The sequence below is a fragment of the Occultella aeris genome, assembly GCF_902703175.1.
Classification (GTDB): domain Bacteria; phylum Actinomycetota; class Actinomycetes; order Actinomycetales; family Beutenbergiaceae; genus Occultella; species Occultella aeris.
On record NZ_CACRYJ010000066.1, the window covers coordinates 71336 to 91966 of the forward strand.

Below are 20631 nucleotides of genomic sequence, written 5' to 3' on the forward strand. Positions count from 1 at the left end.
TAGGCATGTGTCCCCCGTAACCCACACCAAGCTCACCGGCGCCGCGATCGTGGCGAACCTGATCGGCCAGATCCTCATCATCGGCACCGGCGGTGCGGTGCGCCTGACCGGTTCCGGCCTCGGCTGCTCCACCTGGCCGCAGTGCGAGCCGGGCCAGTTCGCGCCCGTGTTCCACGAGGCTGCCACCTACCACCCGTTCGTGGAGTTCGGGAACCGGACCATGTCCGGCGTGCTGGTGGCCATCTCCGCAGCCGTGGTGCTGCTCGTGTTCACCCAGGAGCGCGCGGGCGTCACGCCGGTGCGGGACCGGGGCTTCCGCCGGCTCGCACTGGTCCCGCTGATCGGGGTGCTCGTCCAGGCCGTCGTCGGTGGCATCACGGTACTGATCGAGCTGCACCCGGTGATCGTGGGCTCACACTTCCTGCTCTCGGCGGCCCTGGTCTGGGTGTCCACCGTGTTGTTGCTGCGTTGGCGCGAGGGCGACGGGGCGCCGGTATCCGTGGTGGCACCCGCGGTGCGGGTGCTGGGCCGGGTGCTCGCCGTGCTGGCGGGCCTCGTGGTCGTCCTCGGGGTCGTCGTCACCGGCGCCGGCCCGCACTCGGGCGACGACGAGGTCGGCTACCGGTTCGCCGTCGACCCGTTGCTGGTCACAAGGCTCCACTCCGGCACCGTGTGGGTGTTCGTGAGCGTGCTGGCGCTGCTGCTGGTGGCTCTGTACCGGGCCCGGCCGCAGGCCGACCTGCCCGACGGCGCAGCGGCGCTGGTCACGGCGCGTCGGCGTGGCTGGGTGCTGGTCGCGGTGACGGCCCTGCAGGGGGGCATCGGCTACTACCAGTACTTCAACGGGTTGCCCGAGCTCGCGGTGGGCATGCACCTGGTGGGCTCGGCGCTGCTGATCGTCGCGACGACGGTCGCGGTGTTCGGCCTGCGGGTCCGCTCAGCGCACCCAGGGGGCGTCGGCGGGCCGGAGCCCGCTCAGGCCGGTGGCGCGGGCCGCCTGCAGGGCCAGTAGCCCGGCGACCGCACTCGGGTTGTGCAGGTCCCCGGCCATGACCATGGCGACGGCGTCGGCGAGCGGCACCCAGCGCAACTGGATCCCGGCCTCCTCGCCCTCGCGGGTGAACCGGTCGCCGTCGGGAATCTCACCGAGGTCGCGGGCGAGGAAGATCCGCAGGGCCTCGTCGGAGCCGCCGGGGCTCGTGTAGTAGTCCACGAGCGTGTCCCAGCGGCCGGCGCGCAGGTCCGCCTCCTCGGCCAGCTCCCGGGCGGCGGCGTCCACGAGCGGCTCGTCCGCCACGTCGAGCAGTCCCGCCGGGACCTCCCACAGGTAGGACCGGACCGGGTGCCGGTACTGGCGTAGGAGCAGCACCCGCTCAGCGTCGTCGAGAGCCACAACGGCCACGGCGCCGGGGTGTTTCATGAACTCCCGGTGCACGGTTCCGGCCGCGCCGAGGTCGACCGTCTCGGCGACGATGTCGAACACGTAGCCGGCGTGGATGGTGCGGGCGTCCGTGACGCGCAGGTCAACACGCTCGTCGGCGATCGGACCCTCGATCGGCGCGGTGTCCGGCACAGACGGCACAGCATCCGGCACGGGGCCGCCGTCAGGCATTGCGCGCCGGTTCCACCTCGAGGAGGCGGGTCTCGCGCTGGCGGCCGAGCGCGGCCGCGATCAGCCCCACGAACAGTGGGTGGGCGCGGGTCGGCCGGGACTTGAACTCCGGGTGCGCCTGGGTTGCGACGTAGTACGGGTGCTGCTCGCGGCCGAGTTCGACGAACTCCACCAGCGAGGAGTCCGGCGACCGGCCACTGATCTGCAGTCCGGCCTCGGCGAGCACGTCGCGGTAGGAGTTGTTCACCTCGTAGCGGTGCCGGTGCCGCTCGGAGACGTGCTCCGCACCGTAGGTCTCTGCTACCACGGAACCGGGGGTGAGCACCGCCTCGTAGCTGCCGAGGCGCATGGTGCCGCCCAGGTCTCCCTCGCCGTCGACGATCGCGAGCTGTTCCTCCATGGTCGCGACCACCGGGTCCGGGGTCTGCGGGTCGAACTCGGTGGAGGACGCCTGCTCGAGGCCGAGGACGTTGCGGGCGTACTCGATGACCATGCACTGCAGACCGAGGCAGATGCCGAGGGTGGGCACCTGCTGCTCCCGGGCCCATCGCAGTGCCCCGAGCTTGCCCTCGATGCCACGGACGCCGAAACCACCGGGGATGAGCACGGCGTCGACGTCGGCGAGGGCCTTGCGGGCGCCCGCTTCCGTGGCGCAGTCGTCGGAGGCGACCCAGCGGATGTTGACCCGGCTGTTCTCGTGGAAGCCACCGGCGCGCAGCGCCTCGGTGACGGACAGGTAGGCGTCCGGCAGGTCGATGTACTTGCCGACCAGGGCCACCTCGACCTCGTCGGCCGGGTGGTGCACCCGGTCGAGCAGACCGTGCCAGGAGTCCCACTCGACGTCCCGGAACGGGATCGACAGGCGGCGGACCACGTAGGCGTCCAGGCCCTCGCTGTGCAACACCTTGGGGATGTCGTAGATGCTCGGGGCATCGACGCACGTGATCACGGCCTCGCGGTCCACGTCACACATCGCGGCGATCTTGCCCTTCACGGACTCGGGGATGTCCCGGTCGGCGCGGCACACGATCGCGTCCGGCTGGATACCGATGCTGCGCAGCGCGGCCACGGAGTGCTGGGTGGGCTTGGTCTTGAGCTCACCGCTCGGGGCCAGGTACGGCACCAGCGAGACGTGCACGAAGAAAACGTTGTCGCGGCCGATGTCCTGGCGGACCTGGCGCGCCGCCTCGAGGAACGGCTGGGACTCGATGTCGCCGACCGTGCCACCGATCTCGGTGATGATGACGTCCGGTGCCTGCTCGCCGGCCGCGGGGGTGGCCTGGGCGCGCATCCGGAGCTTGATCTCGTCGGTGATGTGCGGGATCACCTGGACCGTGTCCCCGAGGTACTCCCCGCGACGCTCCTTGGCGATCACCGTGGAGTAGACGACGCCCGTGGTGACGTTGGCCCCGGCGTTCAGGTTGACGTCGAGGAAGCGCTCGTAGTGGCCGATGTCCAGGTCCGTCTCGGCGCCGTCCTCTGTGACGAACACCTCACCATGCTGGAACGGGTTCATCGTGCCCGGGTCCACATTGATGTACGGGTCGAGCTTCTGCATGGTCACCCGCAGCCCACGCGCGCGGAGCAGATGACCGAGGCTCGAGGCGGTCAGACCCTTCCCGAGCGAGGAGGCGACACCGCCCGTCACGAAGATATGACGCGGGATGTTGGCCAGGTTGCCGGCGTACCGGTCCGAAGAGTTCACCACGGACTTTTACGCTATCACCGTTGTGTAGATCCTGAGCACCTGAGCGAGCGAGTCGGCCGCCGTCGGCAGCCCGGCGGCCCGGGCCAGCGAGGCCGCACGCATCGACTGCTGGCGATCCGGATCGGACAGGACGGCGGCGATCCGGGCCGCCATGGCGTCGGCGTCCGGGAAGGGCACGAGCTCCGCCGCGTCGCCGGTGACCTCGGCGGTGCCGCCCACGTCGGTCGCGACGATCGGTGCGCCCGCGGCGAGGGCCTCCTGGAGGTTCAGCGGCTGCCCCTCCCACGCGCTGGTGCTCACCACCACGTCCGCGGTGGCCATCAGGGTGGACAGGTCGTCGCGCCACCCGAGCAGGATCACGGGCAGGTCCTCCCCGAGCACCTGATCGGCCAGCTCGTCCAGCAGCGGACCCGAACCGGCCACCAGCCAGCGGGCATCGGGGGCCCGGGCGGCGAGCAGCGCGGCGGCATCGGCGAGCAGGCCGAGGCCCTTCTGCGGAGCGAGCCGGGCGGCCGTCAGCACCATCCGGTGCTCGGGCGAGATGCCGAGGTGACGCCGCCCGGAGGCATCCAACGGCGTCGCGCCGCCCTGCCCCGCCGACCCGGTGACGCGTACCGGCGCCGGCACGAGGGCACGCTCGGGGTTCTTGGCCCCCAGCTGGCGGGCATGTTCGACGAGGTCGCCGCTGACGCCGAGGACGGCGTCTGCGCGGGCGAAGATGAGCCGTTCCAGGCCCGCGGCCACTGTGCGCATCCCAACGCCACCCACCGGTGCGTTGTGCAGCGTGACCACGAGCGCGGTCCGATCCGGGCCGTGCCCGGCAGGAGTCAGGGCAAGCGCCGCGAGTGCGCCGGCCCGCAGGCCGTGCGCGTGCACCACGTCCGCGCGCCGGGCGATGCTGCGGATCCGGGCGACGGCGTTCGCATCGGACATCCGGGGCCGGTCGGCGATCGTCACCTGCTGGGTGTGCACCCCGTCGGCGGCGGCGTCGATCACGCCCGGCGGTCCGGCCAGGATCACCCGGTGCTCGCGGGCGAGATGCTCCGCCAGCTCCCGGGCGTGGCGACCGACCCCACCGTCGCTGGAGCCGGTGAGTTGCACGATCCGAAGCTCAGGCACGGGTCCTCCTCAGGATGCTCAGGATGTCACGGTCCGCGGCGAACACCGCACCACACACTGCCGCCGCGGCGAGGATGGCGCCCAGCAGGCCGGCCATCACGGCGGCGAGGCCGGAGCGCCCGGCGAGGTCGAGGACCGCGTCGGTGGCCCACCGGCCCACCAACGAGCCGACCACGGCACCACCACCGCAGACCAGTACCGTCCGAGCGGTCGCCCGCGTCACGGAGCCGGGCAGGGCCCGCGCGAACGCGACAAGCAGGGCCAGGCCGGCCACGGTCATCCCGATGCTGTGCCCAAGGCCAAGTACGGCCAGCGTCGCCGCGGGTGCTCCGCCGTCGGGCGCCACCACCCGCACACCGACGGCGCAGGCGACGGTCACCACGAGCCACCCGCCCGCGGTCGCTGCCACGGCCACCCGCTGGCGGTCGAGCGCGAACAGGGCCCGGCCGACGTGGAAGATCATCGCCAGGCCGACCACGCCGGGTGCCATGAGCGTCAGCGCCAACGTCATCCCGGCGGTGTCGTTGCCGAGCGCGAAGACGGCCTCCGCCGCCGGGGCCACGGCCAGCAGGGCAGCCATGCCCAGCATCGAGACGGCCAGCACCGCCCGCGTCGACCCGTCGGCGGTGCGGGCGAACTGGTCCCGGTGCCCGTTCGAGGCGAGCTCGGCGAGGCGAGGGAACACGGCGGTGGCGAGCGGGATAGCGAGCACCGCGTACGGCAGCAGATAGACCGCCTGGGTCCACTGGAACACGTTGATGGTGCCCTCCGCGCCGCCCTTGCGGGCCAGCAGCACGACGGCCAGGACGCTGACCTGCTGCGCCACGAGGGAACCGATGCCGGCGAGCGCGAGGGCGCCGGCCCGGCGGGCCACCCCGGGCGGGAACCGCAGGGTCGGGCGCAGGCGGACCCCACAACGGCGGACCGGGATCAGCAGCGGCAGGGACAGCACCGCGACCCCCGCAGTGGTGCCCCAGGCAAGCCAGGCCAGTGCGGCGTCCGAGAGCTGGCCCGGCTGGTCCTGCATCCCGTCCGCGAGCGCGCCGAACGCGACGTAGCTGAGGATGACGACAGTCGAGGACACCAGCGGCGCCAGCGCCGGTGCCAGGAAGCGCCGGTGCGCCTGCAGGACGCCGGTCAGCACCACTCCGATGCCGTACAACACGACCTGCGGTGCGAAGACGATCAGGAAGAAGGTGGTCAGGTCCTCCTGAGCGGCGGGGTTCCCCCCGACCGACTGCGGCAGTGCCTCGGCGATCGGCCGGGCCAGCAGGGTCAGCGCGAGCGCGATCGGGATCAGCGCGAGCATCGCCCAGGTGAGCAGCGCCGAGGAGATCCGGTCCACGTCGGCCTGGATCTTCCGGGCCAGCGGTGCCGCGAGCAGCGGGATGACGGCGCCGGCGAGCGCGCCGCCCGCGACCACCTCGTACAGCACGTTCGGGACAGTGTTCGCGGTGGCGTAGGCGTTGCCGACGGCGGTCGCACCGACGGTCTTGGCCTGCACCCACCAGCGGCCGAAGCCGACCAGGCGGGACGCCACGGTGAGGACGGCGATCATGGTCGCCGCACCGGCGACGCCACCGAGCAGGCGGCGTGAGCTCACGCCGTCCGGCCCCAACCGTCCACCCGGCGCAGCACCGGGGTCTCCTCGATGACCTTGGAGAAGCTGACCCGCTCGCTCAGCAGCGTTGCCGCCACCACGGCACCGAGGCCGATCCCGCGAACGCGCCTACTCGGGTGCAGCGCGAACGCGGTGCCCACCAGGGCACCGAGCGCGTTCGCGCCGGTGTCGCCCATCATGGTCCGCTCGGCGAGGTCGCCGGACCAGGAGGCCACGATCACGGCGAGCGCGCCGGTAGCGAGCGGGGCGCCCGGCCCGCCCGTGAGGGCCAGCGGTGCGGCGAGCGCGCCCGCGGCCTTCAGGCCACGGCCGGGACGCAGGTCGAACAGGTTGATGAGGTTCGCGGTGCCCGCCACGAGGGCGCCCGAGGTGAGCACATCGAGTCCGCGGCCGGCCGCCGCGCGGACGGCCGTGCCGGTCTCGCCCGGGTCGGTAGCGGCGCGCTCACCCATCCGGGTGCCGATGGCGGCGGCGACCACGGCCGACGCGCCGATGCCGAGGAGCTTGATGGCGCCGGTGGTCACCTCACCCCGGGCGAGGGCGCCGAGGTGCCCGCGCAAGCCCTTGGAGGCGGGTGCGCCGGGGTCGAGGTCGTCGACAGCCCCGAGGGCACCACCCACGGCGGCGGCGAGGGCGCCGGCAGCACCGGCCCGCCCGCCGGCGCCCAGCGCTGCCCCGACGGCCCCCTGGGCGGTGGCCACACCACCGAGCAGGCTGACCGTGTTGCCGCGGTAGTTGCTGCGCTGCCAACGCGCCGCGCCGCCCGGGGTGGCCTCCCGCAGCACGACGGACGCGGCCAGGGTCAGGCCGCCGCCGAGGAGCGCCGCGGCCAGCCGGCTCATCCCTCGCCGTCCGTGGCGTCGTCGGTCGGCTCAGTGTCGCCGGTGTCGTCTGAGCCGGCCGGGGCGTCCACGGGGCCCGGGGCGAACGTCGCCGGGTCGGGCGGGGTCAGGGTCGTCGGCTCCGGGATGACCGCGGTGACGCCCTCGGCGAAGCCATAGCTCGCGGGGGCTCCACCCGTGGTCGCGGCAACCGCGAGCGGCACGGTCACCTGCCCGGTGATGGTGCCGACGCCGTCCACCGTGGTCACGACCGAGGCGGCCGCCTCGTCGGCGCGAACGGCCCGGACCAGGTCACCCTGGAACGCGTCCCCACCGGCCAGCACGGATGCCTCGCCGGCACCGGCCAGATCCACGGCGAGGCCGGTGTAGACGACATTGGCCTCGGCCAGCTCGGTGACCGCCGCTTCGTCGGCCGGTTCCTCGACCAGCTCCGGCGCGATCACGACGGTGGCGTACGCTGGCGCGGTCGGCGCGCCCACCTCGGTGATCAGCTCGCTGCTGATCAGGAGTTCGTAGAGGTTCTCGGCCTCGGCGGACCGGGCTTCGAGGTTCGCCGGGTCCCGCAGCGTCAGGGCCTGGCCCAACGCCTGACCGAGGATGGTCTCGGTGCTGGCGTCGGCGGCGGGCGCGGGGTTCAGGTAACCGACCAGGCTCTGGGCGATCCCGGAGCGGAACGCGCGCTCGGTGGGGTCGGCCCAGCGCTCATTGACCGCCACCCGGGCGGTCACGGTGGCGTCGGACTGCTCCAGGCGGGTCATCACGGCCTCCGTCACCTCCGGGTTCGCGCCCGGCAGCTCCACGACGGCCACGGACCGGTCCTCGAGGACGCCGCCGAGCAGGGCCGGGGCGGACGCGGAGATGAACTCCGAGCGACGCTGCAGGTTCACCTCGGCAACATCGAGCTCGGCGCGCAGCGCCTCCTTCTCCTCGCGCAGCAGCTCCACCTGACCGGTCAGCTCGTCGGCGATGTAGTCGCGCAGCGGCCCGGCGCCGAGCACGATGCCGACGGCGAGCGCGAGGAACACCGAGATCAGGGAGACGATGTGGTAGCGGAAGTCGATCACGTGTGGGTTTTCCTTCTCGGTCTCAGGCCGGGGCAGGTGGGGCGTCGGGACGGCGAGCTAGCCGCCGAACAGGCCCCGGATCCAGGACCAGATGTCATCGAACCGGGCCAGCAGGATCCCGAAGAACGCCTGGCCGGCCGGCGTGGAGGCCAGCGCGGCGATCAGTGCCGCTAGGCCGGCCAGGATCAGGCCGGTGACCTGCCAGTTGGAGATGCGGTGCCGGTACAGGCGGGAGACACCCTTGGCGTCGATGAGCTTCCCGCCGACCCGCAGCCGGGTCAGGAATGTCGAGGCCATCCCGGAGCGTCCCTTGTCGAGGAACTCCACGAGGGTCTCGTGGGTGCCGACGGCCACGATCAGCGCGGCACCCTTGTCGTCGGCGAGGAGCATCGCGATGTCCTCGGACGTGCCCGTGGCCGGGAACACCACGTGGGGAACGTCGAGCTGCTCCACGCGTTCCAGTCCGGGTGCGCGACCGTCGCGGTAGGCGTGCACCACCACCTCGGCACCGCTGCGCAGGGTCTTGTCCGAGACGGAGTCCATGTCCCCGACGATCAGGTCGGGTTTGAGCCCGTCCTCGATGATCGCGTCGGCGCCGCCGTCCACACCGATCAGGATCGGCCGGTACTCGCGCACGTACGAGCGCAGCATGGCCAGGTCCTCCTTGTAGGAGTACCCGCGGACCACGATCAGCACGTGCCGGCCCTCGATCTTGGTGGTGATCCTCGGCACGCCGACGCCGTCGAGCAGGAGCTCTCGCTCCCGCTTCATGTAGTCCATGGTGTTCGCGGCGAACGCCTCGAGCTGTACCGACAGGCCCGCCCGGGCGTCCTCCATCGCGGCCGCGACGCTCGCATCGTCCTGGCGGGTGCCCTCGGCAACCACCGAGCCGGCCGCGTCGAAGACGGTGCCACCGTCGATCCGGACGGTGGTGCCCTCCTTGAGGGTCATCACGTCCGGGCCGAGGTCGTCGATCAGCGGGATTCCCGCGTCGACGAGGATCTGCGGGCCGAGGTTCGGATAACGCCCGGAGGTGGACTTCGCGGCGTTCAGCACCGCGGTCGGCTTCACCGCGACCAGCGCCTCCGCGGAGACCCGGTCGATGTCCTCGTGGTCGATGACGGCGACCTCGCCCGCCCGCAGGCGCTTCGTCAACGACTTGGTACGCGGGTCCACGCGGACATGGTGGAGCGCATCGGAGGGCGCGTTGGCGTCACTCGATCGACGTCGGAGCAGGGATCTCATCGAGCCTATGGTCCCACGCCCGTTCGTTCGAGGAGTTCTGCGGCATGCCGCATGGCGGTGTCGGAGTCCGCGTCGCCACTGAGCATGCGGGCCAGCTCGGCCTCGCGTTCGGCGCCCAGCACCTCACGGATGTCGCTGTTCGTCACCGCATCCGCACCGTCGTGCGTGGTCTTGGTGACCACCACGTGCCGGTCCGCGTAGGCGGCGACCTGAGCCAGGTGGGTGACGATGATCACCTGGGTGTGGCGGGCCAGCTCGGCCAGCCGGCGACCCACCTCGACGGCGGCCCGTCCGCCGACGCCGGCGTCCACCTCGTCGAACACGAACGTGGGCAACGCGCGATCGGTGGAGGTCGCCTGCTCCCGGGCGAGTGCGACCTCGATCGCCAGCATCACGCGGGACATCTCACCGCCGGAGGCGCCCTTGGCGAGCGGGCGTGCGGGCGCCCCGCGGTGGGCGACCAGGAGCAGTTCGACGTCCTCGGCGCCCCACCCGGCGAGCTCCTCGCGCGGAGTCAGGAGCACCTCGATGCTCGCGCCACCCATGGCGAGCCCCGCGAGCTCGGCGTTCACGGCACTGGCCATCCTGGCCGCCGCATCCCGGCGTCCGGCGGTCAGGGCCGCGGCGGCGGCCGACTCGGCCTCGGTGGCCTCGGCGGCCCTGGCCTCGAGCGCGTCCCGGCCGGCCCCCGGTGCCGTGAGTTCTCCGATCCGCTCCCGAGCCGAGGCCGCGTGGGCGAGCACGGCGGCGAGGGGATCGTCGTCGCCCGGGTCGGCGTAGGCGCGGGTCAGCTCGCCGAGGGCGGAGCGCCGGTCGTGTACCCGTTCGAGCCGATCCGGGTCCGCCTCGAGGGCGCTGGCGTAACTGCTGATCTCGGTGACGAGGTCGCTGAGCTGGTAGGACATCTGGGCCAGTCGGGCGGACCAGTCCGCGAGCGAGGCATCGAAGCCCTCCGCGGCGGCGAGGGCTCGGCGTGCCGCCTCGACCAGAGCGACTGCGTTCGGCGCCTCCAGCGTGTCCTCCGTGCCGGCCAGTGCGGCGTGCGCCTGCTCCGCGGCCAGCCGTAGCTCCTCGACGTTCCCGAGCCGTTCGGCCTCGTCCCGGAGCGTGGCGAGCTCGCCGGGCACGGGTTCGAGGGCGTCGATGCGTTCCAGGTCGCGTTCGAGCCTGGCCAGTTCGGCGCGGCGGTCCTCGACCTCGGCGTCCCAGGCCGCGAGCTCGTGCTCCAGTGCCCGACGGCGGGTGTGGGCCTGGGTGAATGCCGTCAGGGTGTCGAGGTGCTCAGGGCCCGCGAACGCGTCGAGTGCCTGGCGCTGGTGTGCGCTGGACCGCAGGCGAAGCTGGTCGCTCTGCCCGTGCACGGTCACCAGTTCGGCGCCCACGTCCGCGAGGAGGCCCTGCGGGACGGTGCGGCCGCCGAGGTGCGCACGCGAGCGTCCGGCTGCGGCCACCGTTCGCAGCACGATCAGGGCGTCGTCGTCGAGCAGTGCACCGGCGTCGGCAGCGAGGTCGAGCGCCGGGTGGCCACTCGGGGGCACGAGCCGGCCCTCCACGGAGGCGGTGTCCGCGCCGGGGCGTACCGCACCGGCGTCGGCCTTGCCGCCGAGCAGCAGGTCGAGCCCGGTCAGTACCATCGTCTTGCCGGCGCCGGTCTCCCCGGTGATGACGGTCAGGCCCGGGGAGAGCTCGATCCGGGCGGACACGATCACACCGAGGTTCTCGATGCGGATCTCCTCGATCATGGCGCCTCCCGACCGCCCCGCCAGCCGGCCACCGGGAGGTTGAACTTGCCGACCAGGCGGTCGGTGAACGGGGCCAGGTTGAGCCGGGCCAGCCGCACCGGCTCGGCGCCGCGGACCACGTCGATGTGAGAGCCGGGCGGGGCGTCGATCCGCCGTCGGCCGTCACACCACACCACCGCGGAGGAGTAGCTGCGGGCCAGGATCTCCACGGACATGCGCGAGTCCGGGCCGACCACGAGCGGCCGGGCGAAGAGCGCGTGGGCACTGATCGGGGTGAGCAGCATGGCCTCGACGTCGGGCCAGACCACCGGGCCGCCCGCGGAGAACGCGTAGGCGGTGGAGCCGGTGGGCGTAGCCAGCACCACGCCGTCGCACCCGAACGTCGACAGGCCGCGCTCGTCGATGCCGATGGCCACCTCGATCATCCGCTCGCGCTCGCTCTTCTCGACGCTGGCCTCGTTGATGGCCCAGCCGTGGTGGAGCTCGTCCGAGTCGGGTCGCTGCACGGTCACGTCCAGCGTCATCCGTTCCTCGACGACGTAGTCCCGCTCGGCGGCCCGGCGCACCACGTCGGCGACCCGGTCCACCTCGGACTCGGCGAGGAACCCCACGTGGCCGAGGTTGATGCCGACCAGCGGGGTCTCGCGGCCGCGGATGAGTTCCGCGGCACGCAGGATCGTGCCGTCCCCGCCGAGCACGATCGCGAGCTCGATGTCGCCGTCGTCGACCTCCGACTCCTCGATCGGGGTCATCCCCCGGTCCCGTAGTCCCGAGGCCACCGACTCCGCCGTGTGCACCGCAGCCGGCCGGGTCGGGTGGGTCAGGATCAGGACCCGGCGGCTCATGGCGCCGACCCCGCGGGGCCGTTCTCGATGGCGACCGCGATCATCGCGTCGATCTCCTCCGGAGTCGGGAACACGCCGTCGCCGGCGCGAAGGTGGACGAAGTACTCGACGTTACCGCTCGGCCCGGGCAGCGGGCTGGCCACGACGGCCCGCAGGGCCAGGCCGAGCTCGGCCGCGGCGCGGGCGACGGTGCGCACGGCGTCGGCGTGCAGGGCGACATCGCGCACCACTCCCCCGGAACCGAGCCGCTCCCGGCCCACCTCGAACTGCGGCTTGACCATCAGGAGGAAGTCGGCGTCCGGGGCGACGGCGCCGACCAGCGCGGGCAGCACCAGGGTCAGCGAGATGAAGGAGAGGTCCCCGACCACGAGTTCCGGTGCGGGGGCCACGTCGGCGGGGGTGAGGGAGCGGACGTTCGTGCGGTCCCGGACGGTGACCCTCTCGTCGGTCTGAAGCTCCCAGACGAGCTGGCCGTACCCGACGTCCACGGCCACCACATGGGCGGCGCCACGCCGCAGCAGCACATCGGTGAAGCCGCCGGTGGAGGCGCCGGCGTCGAGGGCGCGACGACCCGCGACCCGTGGGGCGGCGCCGGCGAGGGCGTCGAGCGCTCCGGCCAGCTTGTGGCCTCCCCGGGAGGCGTACTCCGGTTCGATGCCCTCGGCCGGCGGCAGGACGCGCACGGCCTGGGCCGGGTCGAGCTGGGTGGCCGCCTTGGTGGCGGTCGTGCCGTCGAGCAGCACGCGGGAGCCGTCGATCAGTTCGGCGGCATGCTGACGCGACCGGGCCAGCCCCCGGCGGACCAGCTCGGCATCCAGGCGCGCCCGACGCGCCACGTCAGTTCTCGGCCTGGGTGAGCCGGTCCTGGAGCACCCGGTACACGTTCTCGAACGCCTCGACGTGCTGGCTCAGCGGCGCCTCGGACATGCCACCAAGAGCCGTGAGGGCGGCCTCGATCTCGGGGTCGTCGAACTCGGCCGGCTCGTCGTACACGGTGTCGTCACTGGGGGGCACGGTCGTTCTCCCTTCGCCTGACCCACGCTACCTGCCCCGCGACGCGCTCACTCGGAGGCGAGGCGCAACGGTGGAAAGTCGGCGGGCAGTACGGAGGTGTCGGCTCTGGCAGTGCCGACGGCGTCGCTGGCCGCCCAGGCCGCAGCGGCGGCTGCGCGGAACTCGTCCAGGGAGACGGTGGTGGGGTCCGATCCGGCGGTCAGAGTGAGCTCGCCGCCGACCCTGGTGAGGATGAGCGTCGCGTCATCGACGCGGGCGGCGGCCGCGCCACAGGTCCAGGCTCCCTGGCGCCGGTGCGGCTCGGGGTGTGCGTGGGCGAGGCCACGTAGGTCCGCGGCGAGGAACGTCGGCCGCTCCCCCGGGACGGCCCGGAGCACCTCGGTGATCTGGTCGACGCCGGTGAGCACGTGCAGGCTCGGATAGCCGGCGGCCCGGGCACCGGCGATGTCGGTGTCCAGCCGGTCGCCGACCACGAGCGGGCGCTCGGCGTCGGAGCGGCGGGCGGCCTGGTGGAAGATCGAGGCCTGCGGCTTGCCGGTCGAACGCGGGGTGACACCGGTGGCGTGCACGACGGCCGCCACGAGCGAGCCGTTCCCGGGAGCCATGCCGCGGTCGGTGGGCAGGGTCGCGTCCAGGTTCGAGGCGATGTATCCGGCACCCGCACGGATCGCGTACACGGCCTCGGCGAGGTCCGTCCAGCCGAGGGTCGGTGCGAAGCCCTGGACCACGACGGTGGGCGCGTCGTCCGCGGAGGCAACGACCGTGAGCCCTTCGGCGAGCATCGCCTGCCGGAGCCCGTCACCACCGATGGTCAGCACCCGGGTCGTCGCGTCCGCCTCGGAGGCGACCAGTGCCGCGGCCGCCTGGGCGGCCGTGGTGACCTCGTCGGCGCGGGTCGGGATGTCGAGCTCGGTCAGGTGATCTGCGACGGTCTGCGGGGCGCGCGCGGCGTTGTTCGTCACGTACATGACCCGCATGCCTGCGGCTCGGGCGCCGATCACCGCCTCCGGCGCATGCGGAACACCGAGCGCGCCTCGATACACGACGCCGTCGAGGTCGAGGAGGGCGACGTCGTAGGCGTTCTGCAGCGGCCCGCTCGAGCCGAGCAAGGTGGCGCCAGTCGTCACTTCCCGTCCTCGGCGGCTTCGCTCGGAAGAGCGGACCCGGGCTCGTCGACGGGCTCGGGGTCCGGCTCGGCATCGACGACCAGGCCGGGGTCGGCGACGGGCTCGGAGTCCGGCTCAGCGTCAACCATCCGCTCGACCTCCACCTCAACCTCAACCTCAACCACAGGGTCGACGTCGTCCACTGGCTCGACGTCGTCCACGAGGTACGGGTCCGGCTCGGCATCCACCTCGCGGTCGGTCTGCGCAACGCCGTCTGGATCCTCCTCAACGTGCGAAACGTCGGCCGGCTCGACGTCCGAATCGCCCGCCGATGCCCGATCGAGTTCGGCCTCCTCCTCGGCCTGTTGCTCCGCTGCCAGGTCCAGTCGCTGCTGGGCGCGCGCCGCGCGCTCGCGCTCGGCTGCCTCCTCCTGCTGCGCGACCTGAGCGGCCATGGCCTCGAGTTCGGCCGTCGAGTACGGCACCTCGGCGAACTCCACGCCGTCGTCCTCGAGTTCGTCCTCGCTGGGTACCGGCAGTGTTGCAGCGAGCGCGTCCGCCTCGTCCTCGCGGCCCAGAGCCCGCAGCACTTCCACACGAGCCTCGTCCAGCCGATGCTTCAACTCGGGGTCCGTCACGGCCGCGGTTACGGGCGTGTCCAGAGTGAGCAGTGCTGCCTCGGTCTCGCCAAGGTCGAGTCGCGCACCACTCGCCACGATCGCGAGCTCCACGCGATCCACGTCGGTCATGTCCGGGCTGGGCTCGGCAGCAGCGAGCGTGAGGGCGCGCTCAGGGCGCCCCAGTCCACGCTCACAGTCGGCCTCGATCGCGCGGTGCGCATCGATGCCGCTCAACCTGCGAACGGTGCGCAGCTCACGGAGAGCCTCCGCGTAGTTCCCGGTGGCGTAGGCCGTGAGGGCGACCGCCTCGCGGACGATGTCCACCCGGCCCGCTCGGCGGAGTGCGGCCTGCGCGTGCTCGTAGGCCTCCTCGGGGCGAAGGTCCATGAGACGGCCGGCCATCACGAGGTGACGAGCGACCTCATCAGAGTTCTCCTTCGAGAGGGTCCGCAGTCGCTGCCGTGCCACGGGATCAAGGTCCTGAGGTACGACGTCCTCGTCGATCTCCGGCGCCGCCACCCGCTCGCTCTGCGGCGGACGACTGTCGAGGCGGCGATCGGCGCTGCGCAGCGGACGACGCGAGTCGTCCGAGCCCGGACGCCCCGAGCCCCCGGGCCGATCCGATCGCGGCGGCCGACCGGAGCCTTGGCCGTCGCGAGACTTCCACTCCCGACGTTCGCCATCACGGCCCGGACGCGAGTCACCAGACCGCTGACCATCACGCGGGGCACGCGAGTCGTAGGAACGGCGCTCACCCTCACGGGGAGGACGCGAATCGCCGGACCGCTGACCATCACGAGGAGGGCGCGAGTCATAGCCGCGACGGTCCCCATCACGAGGAGGACGCGAGTCGTACGACCGTCGCTCACCCTCACGAGGAGGACGCGAGTCATAGCCGCGACGGTCCCCATCACGGGGAGGACGCGAATCGTACGACCCACGCTGCCCATCACGGGGAGGACGCGAATCATACGACCGTCGCTCACCCTCACGAGGCGGACGCGAATCGCCGGACCGCTGACCATCACGGGGAGGGCGCGAGTCATAGCCGCGACGGTCCCCATCACGGGGAGGACGCGAGTCATACGCCTTGCGCTCACCATCACGAGGAGGACGCGAGTCATACGCCTTGCGCTCACCATCACGAGGAGGACGCGAGTCATACGAGCGCCGCTCACCATCACGAGGCGGACGAGAATCGTAAGAACCTCGGTCCCCATCGCGAGGAGCACGGGAATCTGTCGATCCCTGACCGTCACGAGGCGGCCTCGAATCGAAGGACCTCCGCTCACCATCACGAGGAGGGCGCCCCGAGCTCTGGCCATCGCGCGGCTTCCACTCGCGTCGCTCACCATCGCGGGGCCGGCCGGAGCCGCTCCCGTGCGGGGACCTGGCACCGGACGCGCCGGCACCATCGCGCCGGGGGCCTCGAGAGCCGCCCTCGCCACTGCTACGTGGCTTCCGGCCGTCGGCGTTCTCGCCGCGGTCAGGTCGCTCGTCCGACATCGTGCTCCTTCATGCCCGCTCAGTGATGCGATCCAAAAGTACCTGAAAATGCGACAAGGGCCACCCCGGTGTGGGGTGGCCCTTGTCTAAGTGTTGTCCGGCGGCGTCCTACTCTCCCACGTAGTCTCCCACGCAGTACCATCGGCGCAGAGGGGCTTAGCTTCCGGGTTCGGAATGGGTCCGGGCGTTTCCCCCTCGCTATGACCGCCGTAACTCTATGGAGATGTTCTCGGTTTCCCGACCGTATCTCGGGAACCGCACAGTGGACGCGTAACACACAGGTATTGACTTTTTTGTGTGGTCAAGTTATCGGCATATTAGTACCGGTCAGCTCCATGAGTCTTTGAGTCCTCACTTCCACATCCGGCCTATCAACCCAGTAGTCTAGCTGGGAGCCTCTCAGGGACTAGCCCTATGGAAATCTCATCTTGAAGCAGGCTTCCCGCTTAGATGCTTTCAGCGGTTATCCCTTCCCAACGTAGCTAACCAGCCGTGCTCCTGGCGGAACAACTGGCACACCAGAGGTTAGTCCGTCCCGGTCCTCTCGTACTAGGGACAGCCCTTCTCAAATTTCCTGCGCGCGCAGCGGATAGGGACCGAACTGTCTCACGACGTTCTAAACCCAGCTCGCGTACCGCTTTAATGGGCGAACAGCCCAACCCTTGGGACCTACTCCAGCCCCAGGATGCGACGAGCCGACATCGAGGTGCCAAACCATGCCGTCGATATGGACTCTTGGGCAAGATCAGCCTGTTATCCCCGGGGTACCTTTTATCCGTTGAGCGACGGCGCTTCCACGAGCCACCGTCGGGTCACTAGTTCCGACTTTCGTCCCTGCTCGACTTGTCAGTCTCACAGTCAAGCTCCCTTGTGCACTTACACTCGAAACCTGATTGCCAACCAGGCTGAGGGAACCTTTGAGCGCCTCCGTTACATTTTAGGAGGCAACCGCCCCAGTTAAACTACCCACCAGGCACTGTCCCTGATCCGGCTTACGGACCGAGGTTAGATATCCAGAACGACCAGAGTGGTATTTCAACGTTGACTCCACAAGCACTGGCGTGCCCGCTTCATAGTCTCCCACCTATCCTACACAAGCCGTACCGAACACCAATACCAAGCTATAGTAAAGGTCCCGGGGTCTTTCCGTCCTGCTGCGCGTAACGAGCATCTTTACTCGTAGTGCAATTTCGCCGAGTTCGCGGTTGAGACAGCGGAGAAGTCGTTACGCCATTCGTGCAGGTCGGAACTTACCCGACAAGGAATTTCGCTACCTTAGGATGGTTATAGTTACCACCGCCGTTTACTGGGGCTTAAATTCTGAGCTTCGCCCGAAGGCTGACCCGTCCTCTTAACCTTCCAGCACTGGGCAGGCGTCAGTCCGTATACATCGTCTTGCGACTTCGCACGGACCTGTGTTTTTAGTAAACAGTCGCTTCTCCCTGGTCTCTGCGGCCCTCAAACGCTCCCACAGCAAGTGTGTTCACGCCTCAGGCCCCCCTTCTCCCGAAGTTACGGGGGTATTTTGCCGAGTTCCTTAACCACGATTCACTCGATCGCCTTAGTATTCTCTACCTGACCACCTGAGTCGGTTTAGGGTACGGGCGGCTAGAACCTCGCGCCGAGGTTTTTCTAGGCAGCATAGGATCACCCAATCATCCAGCATACGCTGTCACCATCAGTTCTCAGGCTATATGAGGTACGGATTTGCCTATACCTCGCCCTACAACCTTGGACGTGCCAAGCCATAAGACACGCTGGGCTACCTTCCTGCGTCACCCCTGTTAATACGCTTACCTACTACCGGTTCGGGTCACACGCTCCACGACCACGTCCTCCGAAGAGGATCTAGGAAGCTTCGGGTGTTTAGCATCACCGGGCTCGGTATGGGCGGTTCTTCGCCGGTACGGGAATATCAACCCGTTGTCCATCGACTACGCCTGTCGGCCTCGCCTTAGGTCCCGACTTACCCAGGGCGGATTAACCTGGCCCTGGAACCCTTGGTCATTCGGCGGACGGGTTTCTCACCCGTCATTCGCTACTCATGCCTGCATTCTCACTCGTGTGGCGTCCACGGCTGGATCACTCCGCCGCTTCACTCGCCACACGACGCTCCCCTACCCATCCACACACCTGGACCAACACTACAAGAGTGCCGGCCGGGTAAAAATGTGAATGCCACAGCTTCGGCGGTATACTTGAGCCCCGCTACATTGTCGGCGCGGAATCACTTGACCAGTGAGCTATTACGCACTCTTTCAAGGGTGGCTGCTTCTAAGCCAACCTCCTGGTTGTCTGTGCAACTCCACATCCTTTCCCACTTAGCATACGCTTAGGGGCCTTAGCTGGTGGTCTGGGCTGTTTCCCTCTCGACTACGAAGCTTATCCCCCGCAGTCTCACTGCCACGCTCTCACTTACCGGCATTCGGAGTTTGGTTGACGTCAGTAACCTTGTAGGGCCCATCAGCCATCCAGTAGCTCTACCTCCGGCAAGAAACACGTGACGCTGCACCTAAATGCATTTCGGGGAGAACCAGCTATCACGAAGTTTGATTGGCCTTTCACCCCTATCCACAGCTCATCCCCCCAGTTTTCAACCTAGGTGGGTTCGGTCCTCCACGCGGTCTTACCCGCGCTTCAACCTGGCCATGGATAGATCACTTCGCTTCGGGTCTAGAGCACGCGACTGTGTCGCCCTATTCGGACTCGCTTTCGCTACGGCTTCCCCACACGGGTTAACCTCGCCACGTACCGCTAACTCGCAGGCTCATTCTTCAAAAGGCACGCTGTCACCCCTGCTAGGGAGGCTCCAACGGATTGTAAGCACACGGTTTCAGGTACTATTTCACTCCCCTCCCGGGGTACTTTTCACCTTTCCCTCACGGTACTTGTCCGCTATCGGTCACCAGGTAGTATTTAGGCTTATCAAGTGGTCTTGACAGATTCACACGGGATTTCTCGGGCCCCGTGCTACTTGGGATACTCATCGGGAGGCCATGCGATTTCGTCTACGGGAGTTACACCCACTATGCTTGGCCTTTCAAGACCATTCGACTATCACAAAGCTTTCTGACTCCCCGTCCGTCCGGCAGAACGAACTGATAAGTCCCACAACCCCACTGATGCAACGCCCGCCGGCTATCACACACCAATGGTTTGGCCTGATCCGATTTCGCTCGCCACTACTCTCGGAATATCTCTTCCTGTGGGTACTGAGATGTTTCACTTCCCCACGTTCCCTCCACGCACCCTATGTGTTCAGATGCGGGTAACCGGGCATGACCCCGGCTGGGTTTCCCCATTCGGAAATCCTCGGATCAAGGTTCGTTTGCCAACTCCCCGAGGCTTATCGCAGGCTACTACGTCCTTCTTCGGCTCCTGGTGCCAAGGCATCCACCGTATGCTCTTAAAAACTTGTACCACAAAAATCAAAGATGCTCGCGTCCACTGTGCAGTTCTCAAGCTACGGGCGGTCCCACACCCCCAACCGGCACAACCGTGCCGGCAGGCGCATGGCCCGAACGAAGAAACAAGACTCTCGCCCGTTCCCTCAGGACCCAACAGTGTGTCAACCGACCCCCCAACCAAACCACCCACCCGTTCCCACCCACCACCCAAAGAGCAGCGAGCTGTACTAACGCGAGCAGCCCAACCAACAGGGCCGTTCCATCGATGTTCCACCCGAGAGCACCACCCCGGAACATCCGTCCGGGCAGTGGTACCTGAACCTTCCCCCTCCAACCACCACGAAGGGCGATCAGACCAGGGCCGGCCAGTGCTCCTTAGAAAGGAGGTGATCCAGCCGCACCTTCCGGTACGGCTACCTTGTTACGACTTCGTCCCAATCGCCAATCCCACCTTCGACGGCTCCCCCCACAAGGGTTGGGCCACCGGCTTCGGGTGTTACCGACTTTCGTGACGTGACGGGCGGTGTGTACAAGGCCCGAGAACGTATTCACCGCAGCGTTGCTGATCTGCGATTACTAGCGACTCCGACTTCATGGGGTCGAGTTGCAGACCCCAATCCGAACTGAGACCGGCTTTCTGGGATTCGCTCCACCTCGCGGTATCGCAGCCCTTTGTACCGGCCATTGTAGCATGCGTGAAGCCCAAGACATAAGGGGCATGATGATTTGACGTCATCCCCACCTTCCTCCGAGTTGACCCCGGCAGTCTCCTATGAGTCCCCACCATTACGTGCTGGCAACATAGGACGAGGGTTGCGCTCGTTGCGGGACTTAACCCAACATCTCACGACACGAGCTGACGACAACCATGCACCACCTGTACACGAGTGTCCAAAGAGTGCGTTATCTCTAACACGTTCTCGTGTATGTCAAGCCTTGGTAAGGTTCTTCGCGTTGCATCGAATTAATCCGCATGCTCCGCCGCTTGTGCGGGCCCCCGTCAATTCCTTTGAGTTTTAGCCTTGCGGCCGTACTCCCCAGGCGGGGAACTTAATGCGTTAGCTGCGGCACAGAATCAGTGGAACTGACCCCACACCTAGTTCCCAACGTTTACGGCATGGACTACCAGGGTATCTAATCCTGTTCGCTACCCATGCTTTCGCTCCTCAGCGTCAGTAGT

Annotated in this window: 14 protein-coding genes and 3 rRNA genes; 1 reads left to right on the forward strand and 16 read right to left on the reverse strand. The window is 68.9% G+C overall.

Annotation, left to right across the window (positions count from 1 at the left end):
* Window positions 1-7 precede the first annotated feature (7 nt).
* A complete protein-coding gene (locus HALOF300_RS23155) occupies window positions 8-1012 on the forward strand; it encodes a COX15/CtaA family protein (protein WP_156743250.1) in 1005 nt (334 codons plus the stop codon).
* Here the strand turns inward: HALOF300_RS23155 and HALOF300_RS23160 are convergent.
* The 16 genes from HALOF300_RS23160 to HALOF300_RS23235 form a co-directional block, all read right to left on the reverse strand.
* Complete coding sequence (locus HALOF300_RS23160; RefSeq protein WP_156743251.1) at window positions 938-1612, reverse strand: NUDIX domain-containing protein; 675 nt, start codon at window positions 1610-1612, stop codon at window positions 938-940. The two genes, HALOF300_RS23155 and HALOF300_RS23160, sit on opposite strands and share 75 nt — an antisense overlap.
* Window positions 1605-3317 carry a CTP synthase gene (locus HALOF300_RS23165; RefSeq protein ID WP_269455324.1) on the reverse strand — a complete coding sequence of 571 codons (1713 nt, stop codon included), beginning with the start codon at window positions 3315-3317 and terminating at the stop codon, window positions 1605-1607. The genes HALOF300_RS23160 and HALOF300_RS23165 overlap by 8 nt, the downstream gene beginning before the upstream one ends.
* A 9-nt stretch (window positions 3318-3326) precedes the next feature.
* Window positions 3327-4439 (reverse strand): glycosyltransferase family 4 protein, encoded by a 1113-nt coding sequence (locus tag HALOF300_RS23170; RefSeq protein WP_156743252.1) that lies wholly within the window; start codon window positions 4437-4439, stop codon window positions 3327-3329.
* A complete protein-coding gene (gene murJ / locus HALOF300_RS23175) occupies window positions 4432-6042 on the reverse strand; it encodes a murein biosynthesis integral membrane protein MurJ (RefSeq protein ID WP_197522788.1) in 1611 nt (536 codons plus the stop codon). The genes HALOF300_RS23170 and murJ overlap by 8 nt, the downstream gene beginning before the upstream one ends.
* Window positions 6039-6902 carry a hypothetical protein gene (locus HALOF300_RS23180; RefSeq protein WP_156743253.1) on the reverse strand — a complete coding sequence of 288 codons (864 nt, stop codon included), beginning with the start codon at window positions 6900-6902 and terminating at the stop codon, window positions 6039-6041. The genes murJ and HALOF300_RS23180 overlap by 4 nt, the downstream gene beginning before the upstream one ends.
* On the reverse strand, window positions 6899-7966 hold the full coding sequence (locus HALOF300_RS23185) for a copper transporter (protein ID WP_197522789.1): 1068 nt from the start codon (window positions 7964-7966) through the stop codon (window positions 6899-6901). Before HALOF300_RS23185 ends, HALOF300_RS23180 begins: the two co-directional genes overlap by 4 nt.
* 57 nt (window positions 7967-8023) lie before the next feature.
* Window positions 8024-9211, reverse strand: a complete 1188-nt coding sequence (steA, locus tag HALOF300_RS23190) for a putative cytokinetic ring protein SteA (protein WP_156743255.1) — start codon at window positions 9209-9211, stop codon at window positions 8024-8026.
* A 5-nt stretch (window positions 9212-9216) separates the two neighbouring features.
* A complete protein-coding gene (recN, locus tag HALOF300_RS23195; RefSeq protein ID WP_156743256.1) occupies window positions 9217-10953 on the reverse strand; it encodes a DNA repair protein RecN in 1737 nt (578 codons plus the stop codon).
* Window positions 10950-11798, reverse strand: a complete 849-nt coding sequence (locus tag HALOF300_RS23200) for an NAD kinase (protein ID WP_156743257.1) — start codon at window positions 11796-11798, stop codon at window positions 10950-10952. The genes recN and HALOF300_RS23200 overlap by 4 nt, the downstream gene beginning before the upstream one ends.
* Window positions 11795-12634, reverse strand: coding sequence for a TlyA family RNA methyltransferase (locus tag HALOF300_RS23205; protein ID WP_154793749.1), 840 nt, complete (start codon window positions 12632-12634; stop codon window positions 11795-11797). Before HALOF300_RS23205 ends, HALOF300_RS23200 begins: the two co-directional genes overlap by 4 nt.
* A gap of 1 nt (window position 12635) precedes the next feature.
* A complete protein-coding gene (locus tag HALOF300_RS23210) occupies window positions 12636-12812 on the reverse strand; it encodes a hypothetical protein (RefSeq protein WP_156743258.1) in 177 nt (58 codons plus the stop codon).
* 47 nt (window positions 12813-12859) lie between these two features.
* Window positions 12860-13939 carry an HAD-IIA family hydrolase gene (locus tag HALOF300_RS23215; RefSeq protein ID WP_156743259.1) on the reverse strand — a complete coding sequence of 360 codons (1080 nt, stop codon included), beginning with the start codon at window positions 13937-13939 and terminating at the stop codon, window positions 12860-12862.
* Window positions 13936-15006: a hypothetical protein gene (locus HALOF300_RS23220; RefSeq protein WP_156743260.1), complete on the reverse strand. Its 1071-nt coding sequence runs from the start codon at window positions 15004-15006 to the stop codon at window positions 13936-13938. Before HALOF300_RS23220 ends, HALOF300_RS23215 begins: the two co-directional genes overlap by 4 nt.
* Window positions 15007-16139: 1133 nt before the next feature.
* Window positions 16140-16256, reverse strand: a 5S ribosomal RNA gene (rrf, locus tag HALOF300_RS23225).
* Window positions 16257-16341: 85 nt separating this feature from the next.
* Window positions 16342-19465: ribosomal RNA gene (locus HALOF300_RS23230) — 23S ribosomal RNA — on the reverse strand.
* A 365-nt stretch (window positions 19466-19830) separates the two neighbouring features.
* A 16S ribosomal RNA gene (locus tag HALOF300_RS23235) occupies window positions 19831-20631 on the reverse strand; the annotation flags it as partial.